The sequence below is a fragment of the Glycomyces sp. NPDC047010 genome, assembly GCF_040644205.1.
Lineage (GTDB): Bacteria > Actinomycetota > Actinomycetes > Mycobacteriales > Micromonosporaceae > Glycomyces.
Window position 1 is genome coordinate 132,090 of sequence record NZ_JBEYVY010000002.1, and the last position, 12,565, is coordinate 144,654.

12 protein-coding genes are annotated in these 12,565 nt (G+C 68.5%); 8 read left to right on the plus strand and 4 right to left on the minus strand.

Features of this window, described 5'->3' with window-relative positions:
* Nucleotides 1-120: 120 nt before the first annotated feature.
* Nucleotides 121-1,731, minus strand: a complete 1,611-nt coding sequence (locus AB0A65_RS04110) for a cellulase family glycosylhydrolase (RefSeq protein WP_359945941.1) — start codon at nucleotides 1,729-1,731, stop codon at nucleotides 121-123.
* Nucleotides 1,732-1,833: 102 nt separating this feature from the next.
* Here AB0A65_RS04110 and AB0A65_RS04115 point away from each other — a divergent pair, with 102 nt between their 5' ends.
* A complete protein-coding gene (locus AB0A65_RS04115) occupies nucleotides 1,834-3,168 on the plus strand; it encodes a cellulose binding domain-containing protein (protein ID WP_359945944.1) in 1,335 nt (444 codons plus the stop codon).
* On the opposite strand, the gene AB0A65_RS04120 is transcribed toward AB0A65_RS04115, so the two are convergent.
* Nucleotides 3,150-3,722 (minus strand): DUF4291 domain-containing protein, encoded by a 573-nt coding sequence (locus AB0A65_RS04120; RefSeq protein ID WP_359945946.1) that lies wholly within the window; start codon nucleotides 3,720-3,722, stop codon nucleotides 3,150-3,152. The genes AB0A65_RS04115 and AB0A65_RS04120 overlap by 19 nt on opposite strands.
* 172 nt (nucleotides 3,723-3,894) lie before the next feature.
* On the opposite strand from AB0A65_RS04120, the gene AB0A65_RS04125 reads away from it, so the two are divergent.
* From AB0A65_RS04125 to AB0A65_RS04135, 3 genes are all read left to right on the plus strand, one after another.
* Complete coding sequence (locus AB0A65_RS04125) at nucleotides 3,895-4,269, plus strand: hypothetical protein (protein ID WP_359945947.1); 375 nt, start codon at nucleotides 3,895-3,897, stop codon at nucleotides 4,267-4,269.
* Between the two features lie 19 nt (nucleotides 4,270-4,288).
* Complete coding sequence (locus AB0A65_RS04130) at nucleotides 4,289-6,157, plus strand: alpha/beta hydrolase (protein WP_359947165.1); 1,869 nt, start codon at nucleotides 4,289-4,291, stop codon at nucleotides 6,155-6,157.
* 106 nt (nucleotides 6,158-6,263) lie between these two features.
* Nucleotides 6,264-6,875: a hypothetical protein gene (locus AB0A65_RS04135; protein ID WP_359945950.1), complete on the plus strand. Its 612-nt coding sequence runs from the start codon at nucleotides 6,264-6,266 to the stop codon at nucleotides 6,873-6,875.
* A 64-nt stretch (nucleotides 6,876-6,939) separates the two neighbouring features.
* Here the strand turns inward: AB0A65_RS04135 and AB0A65_RS04140 are convergent, their stop codons facing one another.
* Nucleotides 6,940-9,129, minus strand: a complete 2,190-nt coding sequence (locus AB0A65_RS04140) for an SNF2-related protein (protein WP_359945953.1) — start codon at nucleotides 9,127-9,129, stop codon at nucleotides 6,940-6,942.
* 93 nt (nucleotides 9,130-9,222) lie between these two features.
* Between AB0A65_RS04140 and AB0A65_RS04145 the strand changes: the two genes are divergently transcribed.
* Nucleotides 9,223-10,440 carry a hypothetical protein gene (locus AB0A65_RS04145; protein ID WP_359945956.1) on the plus strand — a complete coding sequence of 406 codons (1,218 nt, stop codon included), beginning with the start codon at nucleotides 9,223-9,225 and terminating at the stop codon, nucleotides 10,438-10,440.
* Between the two features lie 19 nt (nucleotides 10,441-10,459).
* Here the strand turns inward: AB0A65_RS04145 and AB0A65_RS04150 are convergent, their stop codons facing one another.
* Entirely contained in the window at nucleotides 10,460-10,975 is a 516-nt protein-coding gene (locus AB0A65_RS04150) for a hypothetical protein (protein WP_359945959.1), read from the minus strand.
* A gap of 162 nt (nucleotides 10,976-11,137) precedes the next feature.
* On the opposite strand from AB0A65_RS04150, the gene AB0A65_RS04155 reads away from it, so the two are divergent.
* The 3 genes from AB0A65_RS04155 to AB0A65_RS04165 are packed head-to-tail and all read left to right on the plus strand — an operon-like array spanning nucleotide 11,138 to nucleotide 12,562.
* Entirely contained in the window at nucleotides 11,138-11,524 is a 387-nt protein-coding gene (locus tag AB0A65_RS04155; RefSeq protein WP_359945962.1) for a YbaB/EbfC family nucleoid-associated protein, read from the plus strand.
* A gap of 4 nt (nucleotides 11,525-11,528) precedes the next feature.
* A complete protein-coding gene (locus AB0A65_RS04160; RefSeq protein WP_359945965.1) occupies nucleotides 11,529-11,849 on the plus strand; it encodes a type VII secretion target in 321 nt (106 codons plus the stop codon).
* Nucleotides 11,850-11,860: 11 nt separating this feature from the next.
* A complete protein-coding gene (locus tag AB0A65_RS04165; protein WP_359945967.1) occupies nucleotides 11,861-12,562 on the plus strand; it encodes a WXG100 family type VII secretion target in 702 nt (233 codons plus the stop codon).
* Nucleotides 12,563-12,565 lie beyond the last annotated feature (3 nt).

The window sequence follows — 12,565 nt, forward strand, 5'->3', positions numbered from 1 at the left end:
GTGCAGGGTGACACCGCTAGTGCGGGCATCCAGAAGCCAGGACATGGACGGCGACCGGTTCCCCGATGTCCACACCGTTCAGGGCATGGAGGTCGGGGAACCGGTCGCGATTGCCTCCGGTTAAGCCGTGCAGGTGAGTTGCGGGGTTCCGGCCGTTCCCGTGTAGGTGCCTTGGAGGCCGAAGGTTGTGGATTGGCCTGCTGCCAGGGTGGCGTTGGAGGCGGGGGCCGTGGCGGTGACGTTCTTTCCTGATTGGGTGAGTTGGGTGCTCCAGGAGTTGTAGACGTGCTCGTCGCCGGCGTAGGTCCACTTGACGGTCCAGCCGTTGAGGGTGGTCGTGCCGGTGTTCTTGACGGTGACGTTGGCTTGGAAGTTGCCGGGCCAGCCGCCGGTGATGGCGTAGGTGGCGGTGCAGGCGCCGGTCGAGGCGGGCGGCGGGGAGGAGGTCTCGCCGGAGCCGTTGCCGTCGGGGACGGGCGGGTTGAGGTGGGGTTCGAGGATGTCGTACTTGGTCTGGTTGACGGTCCACCAGTCGTTGTCGACGAGGCCGCCGGTGTCGCCGGAGTTCGGGTTCCAGGCCCAGAAGGTGAAGGACATGCCGTTGTCGGTCATGTAGTCCATGAGCGCGTTGAGCCACTGCGTGTCGAGCGGGTTGGCGAGGGTGCTTCCGAACTCGCCCACCAGGACCGGTGCCACGTCCTGCTTGTGGAGGTCGCCCCAGAAGTGGTCCCAGACCTCGGGCAGGTTGTTCGGGAAGTCGGGGTCCTCGAACCAGGGCTGGCGGTCGTAGACGGAGATGGCGTAGTCGTGCGCGGAGTAGACGAGCCGGTCTGCCACGTCGAGGCGGACGGGGTTCTGGAGCGCGGCGCTGAGATTGCCGCCCCACCAGGTGCTCTCGTCGTCGGTGGAGGGGTCGTTGTCCCACTGGTTGGTGAGGCCGCCCGAGACGGTGCTGACGCCTTCGACGAGGATCAGCCAGTCGGAGTTGACGTCGAGGATCGCGTTGCCGATGCGCTCGGCCGCCAGGCGCCAGTCGCGGGCCTGGACGCCGCAGCCCCAGCAGGAGCCGGTCGCGTTCGGCAGGGTCCCTTCGGCGTGCGGCTCGTTGAACAGGTCCGCGCCGATGACGGTGGGGTTGCCCGCGTAGCGCTCGGCGAGCATCGTCCAGTCGTCGATGATGCTCTGCTCGGAGACCTGCGGGGTGTACCAGAGGGCGGTCTGCCCGGCGGCGCTCGGGCGGTGGCGGTCGAGGATGACGCGCATACCGAGGTCCCCGGCATGCTCGATGACCTTGTCGAGGATCTCCAAGGGGTGCAGGCCGACCAGGTCGGGGTTGGTGTAGTCGTTGATGCTGGTGGCCTGGGCGCCGGGGCGCAGCGAGTCGCCGGTGTAGGGGATGCGCAGGGTGTTGAAGCCGAGCTCGGCCATGCGGTCGAGCTGGCCGCTCCAGGTCGCGGGGGCGTTGGCCCACAGGCCGTGGAACGTGTGGTTGTCGGTCTCCATCCCGAACCAGTTGATCCCGGTGAGCCGCACTTCGGCACCGGTCTCGTCGACGATGCGGCTGCCGTCGGTGTGGAGGAAGCCGGTGCCGGTGCCCTGCACCTGCGCGAGGGCGGGTGTCGACGGCATCCCGAGGACGAAGAGGCCGGCCGCGACGAACACGACGAGCGCGCTGAGGACCGCTGCTGTTGCGGCCCTGTGGAACTGGCGGATTCGGCGTAGGTGCGGCATGCCGGACTCCTGTCATGAGACTGGACTGGGAGCGATCCCAAGAGTATGGTCCCTACATATTGATAGATCTAGATTCATCTGTCAAGGCGAGGAGATCATCAGATGAAGACCCAAGGAGCGCACCGGCGCAGGAGGCGGCTCAGCGCGGTCGTCACCGCGGCCGGCGCGCTGATCGCCGCGACGGCGGCGATCGTGGCGGCGAACCCGGCACACGCCGCCGCGTGCGAATCCGTCCAATACGACATCGTGAGCAGCTGGGGCAGCGGCTATCAGGCGAACGTCTCGCTCACCGCGGGCTCGGAGGGCGTGGACGGCTGGACGATCGGCTTCGACCTGTCCGGTACGGTCCAGAGCGCCTGGAACGTCACGTGGACCCAGTCCGGTTCGAGGTTCACCGGCTCCGACGCCGGATGGAATTCGACCGTGGCGGCGGGCCAGACCCGGCAGCTGTTCGGCCTCATCGTGAACGGTGCCGCAGCCGTTCCCGACTCGTTCACCGTCAACGGCGTTACCTGCGGCGGCGGTGCCGAGGAAACCGACACCCCCACCGGCACCACGCCTTCCGAGTCCACGCCGCCGGAGGAGACCAGCCCGCCGCCGACCGGCGAGGGCGACACTGGGAACGCGACCCACTTCAGCGGCCTCGGATCGCCTTACGGCGGTTGCGGACTGCCGCAGTCTGAACTGGAGACCCAGGACTTCGTGGCGCTCAATGTCTACGACACCCCAGGCGACTACGCGTTCTACCCGCGGCCGCTCCCGCCCGAGCAGGCCGACAAGATCGGGCTGTGGGACAACGGGCGCAACTGCGGCCGCTGGGTGAGCGTCGACATCGGCGACTACTGCACCGGCGTCAACGACGGCGCCCAGAGCCAGCCGTTCTGCCGCAACGGGTCCTGGACCGAGGACGAGTACAACGGCGCCACCCTGAACATGATCGTCGCCGACAGCTGCGGCGACGCGAACGCCTGGTGCCGCGACGACCCGTTCCACCTCGACCTGGTCACATCCTCGATCAACCGCTTCGAGCAGGACGGCGCCCCGGTCGGCGACCTCCTCGACCACTGGAACAACCGCCAGGTCTCCTGGTCGTTCATCCCCGCGCCGGACTACACCGGCGACATCAAGATCGGCTTCCTCCAAGGCGCCCAGAAGTACTGGGGCGCCGTCGCGATCTCGCAGCTCGCCGACGGCATCCACGGAGTGGAGTACTTCGCCGACGGTGCTTGGCATCCGGCCGAGATGAACGGCGACATGGGACAGTCGTTCGTCCTCGAACCAACGATCGAGGCAGGCACGGACTTCCAGATCCGCGTCACCGACGTCAACGACCAGCTGACCAACGACGGCCGGACCTACTCGTTCTCACTGCCCTCGACCTGCGCCCCGCAGTGCAGCACGGCCTACACGGAGGTCGCCTACACGACCACCGGATAAGGACGCTCGACCGGGAGAAGGCCGCGGGCGCGGTCCTGCTCCCCGGCGTCGAGGTGCCCCGCGATGCGCCGTGCCAGCGGGGTGACGTCGGCGATGGCCGTGATCCACTCCCCCGTGTACCGGCGCACCGCGTCGCCCGAGAGTCCGATCTGGATGGAGCGGTGGTCGAGGCGGTTCAGGTGGAGGTCGCGTTCGGGGTCCCACTGGACACGGACCGGGGACGCCGCGAGGCGGCGCTTCCAGTCGTCGTACGCCTCGTCATGGGCGGGCGTGCTGCCGCACGAGTTGGCCAGGGCCCAGGCGAAGCCGTCGCGGGTGATCGCGACGGCGAGGACGCGGGCCTGGCCCGGCTTGGCCGCCCAGCCGCAGCGGTACATCATCCACAGGAACGACGGTTTGATCCACGTCATGCGGCCCTGCTTGAAGGGCGGCACGAACGTCTGCGCAGCGAGGGCGGGACCGGCGATGTGCGCGTCGTACGCCTGGTAGACGGTGATCGTCTCGGCGTCGTACACGGCCCGGATCTGCCGGTCCGGGGTTCGGGGTGTTTCCATACGCTGCATGTTCGCTTCAGTTCGAGGACAAGGCAACCGGATTACCATTTCCGGAATGGGCGACATGTACCCACGATGTCGCAGAGAGCAAGTAGTCTTTCACTGACCGAACCCCACGGCCGATCGGAATGACTTCACATGCCCAATGCCCAGTCGTCTCCGGTGCTGACCCATGTCCGGCGCTGACGTCTTCACCATGGATCCGGACGAGGTCCACAAGTCCGTGGAGATCCTCTTCGAGGTCGAAGCGGAGGTCGATTCCCAGACGACGACACTCATCGACAGCACCGCCGATCTCGCACAGCAGCTCACCGAATCTGACACCGCCCTCGGGTCGGCCCTGGCCGAGGCCGCGGAGTGGTGGCGGGTCCAGCGGGCCAGCGGATTCACCGGCCTGTGCGGCAACACAGGAGAGTACCTCGCCGTCTGCGCTGAGGAAGCCGTAGAAGTGGACGACTATGCCGCCGGCGACTTCGCCTCCTTGGCGGATCACGACCGATACCCCGGTCGGGCCAACGAGAACGCCTCGTCCCGTCCCGACTGGTAGAGGAGCCTGCGTGAGCGACATGTCCTGGAAGGATCTCCGCGATCTCGACTGCACGGCGATCCAGTCCGGCGGCTACGCCTGGGCCGGATACGTGGACCGCATGGTCGAGCAGTCAGAGCGCCTGCGCTCCGACGTGATCTCGGGCCATCTCAGCGTCGACAACTTCGAGTCGGACACCGCGACCCAGGTCCGCGAGCACATCGACATGTTCGTGGGCCGGTTCGAGGACGACCTGTCCGACTACGCTCAGACCCGCGTACGAACCGCGCTCCTGGAAGCGGCCGACGCCCTCAAGACGGAGCAGGACGACCTCTCGGACTTGATCGAGCTCATCGAGACGCACGACTTCGAGATCGAAGGCGACAAGCACGAGTACAAGGTCAACCCGAGCGGAAATCTGCACCGGTCGATCTTCCTGCATCTCGATCCACCGCAATGGCTCTGCGACCGCATCGGCATGGACAAGTCCTCCGGCTGGTACGACCTCCTGAGCCAGGTCGAAGCACTCGGCAAGCTCAACGAGCTCTACGACGCCGCCGGCGATCTCGCCCGGCAGTATCAGGACTGGTTGCGCGCCATCATGTCCCGCGCGCACGACGCCGACGACGACGCGGCGGCCGCCCTCTCGGCGATGCGCGAGAACCCGCCGGAGCTCCCACCGCAGCTCGGCGCGACCTACGACGACCTCATCGGGGACTACAAGACCGCACTGAGCGAAGAGGTCGCCGCCGAGATGGAGGCGATCTTCAACGGCGAGTCGGACATGTCGCCCGAGCAGGTCAACCAATGGTGGGAACACCTCAGCGACGCCGAACGGGAAGCCCTCATCGCCGAGCACCCCGAATGGGTCGGCCCCACTGACGGCATCCCCACCGACGTCAGGGACACCGCCAACCGCACCGTCCTCGACGACCAGATCACCGGCCTCGACCAGCAGATCGCCGCCATCGAAGCGCAACTGGCACAGCGGGACGCCGATCTCCTGGCGGGCAGGAGCAGCGACTCGACACTCAGTTACGCGGAGCTCCAGGGGCAGCTCGAAGCGCTGCAAACGGACCGGAACGACCTCGCCGCGTTGCAGGCGCAGATCACCGACGATGACGGAAACCCTGCATCCTTCACGCTCGATGAGAACGCCGATCCGCCCGTCACGCAGCAGTACTACCTGCTCGGCTTCGGATCTGAGGGCAGCGGCCAGGCGATCGTCTCCCTCGGGAACCCCGACACCGCCGACAACATCAACGCCTACGTCCCAGGCACGGGCGGAAGCCTGGAGGGCGCCAGCGGCGGCCTCATGAACCGCACGGAGACCATGGCAGCCGATGCCTACCGATGGGGCGTCCCGGGGGAGGAGACCGCCACGATCCTGTGGATGGGGTACGACGCCCCCGACAATGCGTACCCGGGCCAGGAGGGGATCTGGACCGACATCGAAGCCGCGCACGGGAGTTACGCCGAGGACGCGGCCGAAGACCTCGAATCCTTCACTCAAGGGCTCCGAGCCACCACTGAGAGCCCGCTCGAACCCGCGAACCTGACGTTGACGGGGCACTCCTACGGGACCACGGTCATCGGCGAGGCGGCGGCGAGCGAGGGCGTCGACGCCGACAACATCCTCTTCATCGCCTCACCCGGCGTCACGGCCGACACCGCCGAAGCGCTCGGTGTCGGCGCGGAGAACGTGTACGCGACGCGAAACGACGCGGACGTCATTCAGTACACGCCCTTCCACGGCATGGACCCGGTGAAGGACGAGTTCGGCGCGACCGTCATCGAGAGCTACGCCGATGACGGGAGTGCCTCGCACAACCACAGCACCTATTGGGATGAAGTCAACAGGCAGGGACGCATCGACATGTCCGATGTCATCACCGGCCAGGCAGGATAGGAAGATGCCCGAATCGGCCCGCCGCAGGCTCGACCGCCTTTCCCACGTCGCAGTCGCGGCGCTGGCCGCAGTTGCGCTGGCCTCCTGCTCACCTGATGGAGGAGCTATGAACCAACCCCCGGAGAGCGAGTACACCCAGGCGGAAGCCTATGCCCCCATGGAAGCCGCCGTGGCCGAGAGCATCGCGGCTCTCCCTGACTTCCCCGGCTTCGGCTCACGCTCATGGCGCGAGAACCCGTGCAGCCATAACGGGGTCGACGATCCGGACTACACCAACATCGAGATCACCTACGACTTCTCGGAAGAGATCTCGCAGAGCGACCTCCTCCGTGAGGACTATGTCGCGGCGCTTCGGGAGTTCTGGAAGTCCCAGGGGTACGAGATCACCGATGATGAAGAGAGACAAAGAGAAACACGGGTCGATCGAAGCCTCGCCGCAGAGCGCAAGGACGGCATTTCGCTGTGGTACGCCGTCGGCAGGTACGCGGGACTCATCATCAACTCCGGCTGCGTCCCCGTCAGCGACCCGGGCGAGATCGAGTACATCCCTCCGGTCGGGGGCATCGAACCCGGAAGCGACAAGGACAACGTCGACCGGTACTTCCCCGACGGCATCCCCACCGACCAGGCCGCGGCGATCGACCCGTTTGCAGACGGGCAGGCGATCACGGCACTCATCCCCTTCCAGTCACCGCAGACCTACGACGACCTGCTCTGACCAGGGCAGCGGTTGAGCGCATCAGCGCGACTCCTGCCAACCAGTAGGAGTGCGCACCACTGAGCTAATTGAGGCCGAGGCGGGCGCGTTCGGCTTCGATGATTCGTTGTTCGAGGGGGATCGTGTCGTCTTCGGGTGCGGCGACGGCGGTTGCGGTGGCCATGGCGCCGTTGCCCTTGGCGTCGCTGTGGCGGGCGTAGTGCTCGAAGAGGATCTGCTTGTGCTCCTGGACCTCACGGATGCGCTCGTCGACGCCGTCCTTGCCGAGCAGGCGGTGGACCTGGACGCGGCGGGTCTGGCCCATGCGGTGGGCACGCGCGACGGCCTGCTGCTCGATGCTCGGCTTCCATTGCGGCTCAGCGAGGACGACGACGGAGGCGGCCTGGATGTTGAGGCCGACGCCGCCCGCCTCGATCTGTGCGAGGATCACCGCCGGGCCCTCGCGGCGCGCGAACTCGTCGACCATGGCCTGGCGCTTCGGGGCGGCCACTTTGCCCGTGATCGGGCCGATCGCGCGGTCGCCGATGCGCTCGCCGACCGCTTTGAGCACGTCGAGGAAGTAGGAGAACACGATGACCTTCTGGCCCTCCTCGCCCGCGTCCTCTACGAGTTCGGCGAGCCGCTCCAGCTTCGCGGAGCCGGGCATGGCGGAGGAGGCGCGGCGCATGCCCATGAGGTTGCGGCGGCGGACCTGCTCGCGGTACTCGTCCTCGTCCTCGGCGTTGAACTGGACCCACTCCTCGACCTCGATCTTCTCGGGGAGCTCGGTGAGCACGTCTTCCTGGTTGCGCCGCAGGTAGACCGGGGCGACGGCCTGCCGGAACGCCTCCGCGCCGACCACGTCGTCGCCCTCGCCGACGCGCTCGGCGAGGTCGGGCCGGAGGTGGCCGATGAGGGACTTGAACTCCTGGACGCGGTTCTCCATCGGCGTGCCGGACAGGAGCAGCGCCCGCTTCGAGCGGCCGATGACGGCGCCGACCGCGTTGCTGCGCTTGGCGTTCGGGTTCTTGATGTAGTGGGCCTCGTCCACGATCACCAGCGCGAACTTCGAGCGCTGCGGCATGGATTCGAGCCGGTCGACGGTGTTGAACGTGGTCACCGCGACCCCGCCGCGGCGCAGCCACCTGCGGGCCTCCTCCTCGCGGTCGGGGCCGTGGAGGCTGAAGGCGTCCAGTTGCGTGTGCTTGCGGATCTCGTTGAGCCAGTTGGGAACGACGCTCGCCGGGCAGATGACGAGCGCGCGCCGCTGGCCGTTCGCGGCGAGGTGCGCGGCGGCGGCGAGGGCCTGGATGGTCTTGCCGAGGCCCATCTCGTCGCCGATGATCGTCTTGCGCTGGTGGATCGCGTACTTCGCGCCGAACAGCTGGTAGTAGCGGAGGTCGGTGCGCATGAGCGAGCGGTCGAGCGGCAGGGTCTCGATCTCCTGCCGCAGGTCGGCGCCGACGAAGTCCTCGGCGCGCCCGGCGTCCTCGACGTCGGAGCCGGTGAGCCTCGCGAGCTGCGTGTTGACGCTCGCGGCGCGGCGCTCGTAGTCGCGCCAGAGCTCGTCGGTGGTCCACCGCTCGGGGCGGACGCGGTCGAGGGCGGCGGACAGGTCCTGTTGCAGCGCCTGGGTCTCGGCGTCGGCGTTGACCTCGGTGAGGACATCGAGCCTGGCGAGCGTCTCAGCCCGGCGCTTGCGCCGGGAGAAGAGCATCGCGAGCCTGCTGCCGGCGCGGTCGGCCGCGGCGAAGTACGGCATGGCGCGCTCGCGGAAGCGGTGGACGGTCTCCCGCAGGTCGTCCACGGCCGCGGTGGCGGTCTGCTCGGCCTGGAGGTGCGCGAGGATGCGGGTGTGGCGCGGGTCGCGGCGCTGCGGGTCGAAGCGGGGCCTCGTGTCGGCGCGGGAGCGCTCGGCGAAGTGCTCGGCCGCGGCCTTGACCTCGTCCACGGTCTGCGCGCCGACCCCCGGGATCGCCAGCAGCTGCTCGCGTGAGTTGGCGAGCACGTCGGCGACGGTGGTGATCCCCGCCTCTTCGAGCTTCGCGAGGCGCAGCCCTTTGGCGGTCTTCTTCAGCTCGGTGACGCGCATCGTCACGAGCTGGCCGGAGACCTCCTCCTGGGCGATGTCCGCGACGTGCCCACGTACGGCGCTGCGCAACTGGGCGGGTGCGGAGGCGAGGTTCTCCCACTGCCGCAGCGTTTCTCGGGCGCGCGAGACCTGCGAGCGGGCGTGCTCGCGGAGGGTCCGCTTGTCGTTCGGGGCGGCGGCCATGGGGACTCCTGGGGTCGGGAGGGGACCAATTGTATGGGTCGGACCGGCATGCGACCTTGCCGCGCGGTTGCATCAGCCTGACAGAATCGCCTCATGGACCCCTATTCCTCCTACGACCCCGCCGCAAACCAGGGCCCGAACGGCGCGCCCGCGGGCCCCGGGCACGGCCCCTCGCAGCCCGGGTTCGGCCCAGGCCCGGCCTACGGCTCGGGCTACAGCCCGAGCCCGGAGACGAGCCACAGCATCGGCTACCCGCCGCCGGGCGCCCCGGTCCCGCCCGCGCAGGGGCCCTACCTGCCCGGGCAGGGCGCTTACCCTCCCGGTCAGGGCGCCTATCCGCCGGACCCGGGGGCCTACCCGCCCGGGAGCCCGTACCAGGGGTATCCGGGGATGCCGCAGCCGCAGTACGGGCCCGTGCCCGTGCCCTCGCAGGGCATTCCGGTCGGCGGGTGGATCGGGATCGCGCTCGGGGTCGTGCTGGTGGTCGCGCTCGGCATCGTCGGCATCGTCGTCGCCCTCGACAACTCCGACACCCCGAGCACCACCGCCACCGACGACAGCGGGGGCGGCGGTGGAGGCGATTCGAGCAACGACTCCGGCGCCGACCCGACCGAGTCCGCCATTGTGGACCCGGTGGCGGACGCGGCGATCGGCGACTGCTTCTACAACTACGGCGACGAGACCACCCCCGACCTGGAGACCGCCGCCTGCGGCGCGGGGGCCTTCGAGGCGATCGACATCGTCGAGGGCACCAGCGACCTGACGTCGTGCGACAGCAACACCATGGTCGACCTCGCGGTCTCCTCCACCGGGGCCACCCGCGTGCTCTGCCTGAGTTACACCGTGATCGCGGGCGACGACGCGTACCACGCGCAGGTCGGCGAGTGCGTCTACGGCACCTCGACCTCCGGCAGCGCGTGGAACATCATCGAGTGCCAGGACGGCGCGTTCAAGGTCATCGAACGGCTGCAAGGCGAGTCGAGCACCAGCGCCTGCACCGACTCGACGTACTACATCTACGGCGTCGGCTACTCCACCGGTTCGACCTATCTGGACACCACGATCTGCCTCCAGATGATGTACGCCAGCGGCGACATCGGATACGCCGAGGTCGACGACTGCCTGTCGATGAACTCCGACTACACGTACGCCTCGTTCGTCTCCGACTGCGGCGACGGCAACGCCTACGTCACCGGCCGCACCAACGAGATCGTCGACGGCGAGAGCTGGTGCAACGGCTGGGGCTGGGCCTACGAGGAGGTCCCCGACTTCCCCGAGCTCTCGTTCACCGTGTGCTGGGGCTGGCTGTAGGACGCGGCTGGCGGGGCCGTCAGCCGAGGGCGACCGCGACCGTCGCGTCGTCCCCGTCGAGCGCCGTCAACTGCACCACGATGCCCCCGGCGTCAGGTGCGGACGGCTCCTCGTCACAGGCGAGGCCACCGCTGCCGTCGGCGCGGAACGTCAGCGCGCACGACGGGTGGTCGAGGAAGCCCCCGCCCCCGCCGAGCCCGTCGGGGTCGGTGAGGCCGATCCGGACCCCGCCGTCCTCGATGGCGGCGTCCACAGTCCACTCGCCGTCCGACCCGGTGAGCGGGAACTGAACGGAGCCCGAGAAGGGCACCTCGCACTCGCCGTCCCCGCAGTCCTCGTACCCGGCGGAGCCGTCCTCCTCCGCCTCCGTTGCGGCCGAACCGTCCTCGGACTGCGAGGGCGACGGCCGGTCCGAGGGCTCGGCGACTCCGGAAGTAGCCTCGGCGGCCGCGGCGTTCGACGCCTCGGCCTCCGGCTCCTCCCCGCCGCCGCACCCGGCCGCGGCCAGCGCCGCCAGTACCGCACCGGTCGCCATGCAGCGTGTCAGGAAAGGTCGCGAAGGGATCATCCGCCGATTCTAGGCACTCCCGCTGGAATCGCTCCCAAGCGGGGCTTGCGCGGACCGAATATGCTCTCTTCTTGTCACCGGCACCTGACCCCTTGTGCCGCAACCCCAAAGTGAAGAGCAGGAGCGCACATGGGCATCCCCGACCCGGAGGCGTCGCGGCAGCACCTCGAAGCGTGGAAGGGCCGCATCGACCGGCTCGCCGCGGACACGCAGGAGATGAGCACCCGGTTCGGCGAGCTCAAGGCGGTGGGGGTCGACCCGGACGGGCTCGTCAGGGTCACCGTCGACTCCAGCGGGAACATGGTCGACGTGCAGCTCAGCGAGCGGACCCGGCGGATCGACACCGAGCACACCGGCCAGGCGATCCTCGCGGCGGTCACCGCCGCCCGCGCGCAGATGGCGGAGGCTTCCGCGGAGATCATCTCCGAGACGCTCGGGTCGGACTCGGCTGCGGGGCAGGCGATCGCGGACCGCGTCCGCTCGCAGCTCATGCCGCGGACTGGCGAGGAGGGCTGAGCCCATGGCCTCCGGTTTCTCCGTCGACGCCGAACAACTCCGAGAACACGCCTCCCAGCTGGATGCGCTCAAGGACCGCTTCGACGCGGTCCTGTCCGCCAGCTCCTTCATCGAGCAGGACGATGAGGCCTACGGCACCCTGTGCGGCTGGATCTCCGGCTGTCTCGAACAGCGGCACCAGGACCAGGACGACATGGTCACCCGCGCCCAGAGCAACCTGGAGAAGGCCGCTCAAGCGATTCGGGAGTGCGCCGACTCCTACGAGTCCGGAGACGAGGAGACCAAAGGGTCTTTCAGCGACCTCGAAGCCGAACTCTTCAACTGAAAGGCGCTCACGTGTCCGACAATCCTCTCGTCGCCCCCGTCGAATCCACTCGCAGAGCATGGACCGGATCGGGTCTCGCCGACAGCATCCAGGGCCTGGTCGACGCCATCGAAAGCGACGGCTGGGTCGATGACGCACTCGGCGGCACCGGACTGGCGCTCGAAGTGGTCGGCTCCGTCATGGACCCGGTCAGCGCACTGCTCGCGAACGGCCTCGGCTGGGCCATGGAGTACTTCGAGCCCCTGCGTTCCATGCTCGACGAGGTCACCGGCAAAGCCGATGTGGTCAATTCGCATGCGGCCACCTGGGGGAACGTGTCCGGGGAGCTCTCGCAGATCGCCGCCGACCTCCAAAGCCTGCTCGACAGCAGCCTCGGCGACTGGACCGGCGAGGCCCACGACGCGTACCAGTCGCTCATGGCCCACAACGTGAACGCGATCGGCGGCCTCGGCGCGACCGCGGCGGCCCTCTCCGCCGCCACCCAAGGCGCGGGGGCGCTCGTGCAGATCACCCGCGAGATTATCCGCGACCTCATCGCCGAGCTGGTCGCGCACGTGATCGTCTGGGCGGTCGAGGCGATCTTCGTGGTCACCATTCCGGTGATCGCCGCACAGATCGTCGCGGCCGTCGTCAAGTGGGCCGGCATCATCATGGGCTACGGCATGGCCCTGGTCCAGAGCCTCCAGAACCTCAAACTCCTCCTCGGACTCTAGGAC

Bases quoted from the DNA above. Each gene is read 5' to 3' on its own strand.
- AB0A65_RS04150 (WP_359945959.1), bottom strand. From the start codon at position 10,975: ATGGCGACCGGTGCGGTACTGGCGGCGCTGGCCGCGGCCGGGTGCGGC.
- AB0A65_RS04125 (WP_359945947.1), top strand. From the start codon at position 3,895: ATGTCCGGCGCTGACGTCTTCACCATGGATCCGGACGAGGTCCACAAG.
- AB0A65_RS04160 (WP_359945965.1), top strand. From the start codon at position 11,529: ATGGCCTCCGGTTTCTCCGTCGACGCCGAACAACTCCGAGAACACGCC.
- AB0A65_RS04155 (WP_359945962.1), top strand. From the start codon at position 11,138: ATGGGCATCCCCGACCCGGAGGCGTCGCGGCAGCACCTCGAAGCGTGG.
- AB0A65_RS04145 (WP_359945956.1), top strand. From the start codon at position 9,223: ATGGACCCCTATTCCTCCTACGACCCCGCCGCAAACCAGGGCCCGAAC.
- AB0A65_RS04110 (WP_359945941.1), bottom strand. From the start codon at position 1,731: ATGCCGCACCTACGCCGAATCCGCCAGTTCCACAGGGCCGCAACAGCA.
- AB0A65_RS04140 (WP_359945953.1), bottom strand. From the start codon at position 9,129: ATGGCCGCCGCCCCGAACGACAAGCGGACCCTCCGCGAGCACGCCCGC.
- AB0A65_RS04135 (WP_359945950.1), top strand. From the start codon at position 6,264: ATGAACCAACCCCCGGAGAGCGAGTACACCCAGGCGGAAGCCTATGCC.
- AB0A65_RS04115 (WP_359945944.1), top strand. From the start codon at position 1,834: ATGAAGACCCAAGGAGCGCACCGGCGCAGGAGGCGGCTCAGCGCGGTC.
- AB0A65_RS04120 (WP_359945946.1), bottom strand. From the start codon at position 3,722: ATGGAAACACCCCGAACCCCGGACCGGCAGATCCGGGCCGTGTACGAC.
- AB0A65_RS04130 (WP_359947165.1), top strand. From the start codon at position 4,289: ATGTCCTGGAAGGATCTCCGCGATCTCGACTGCACGGCGATCCAGTCC.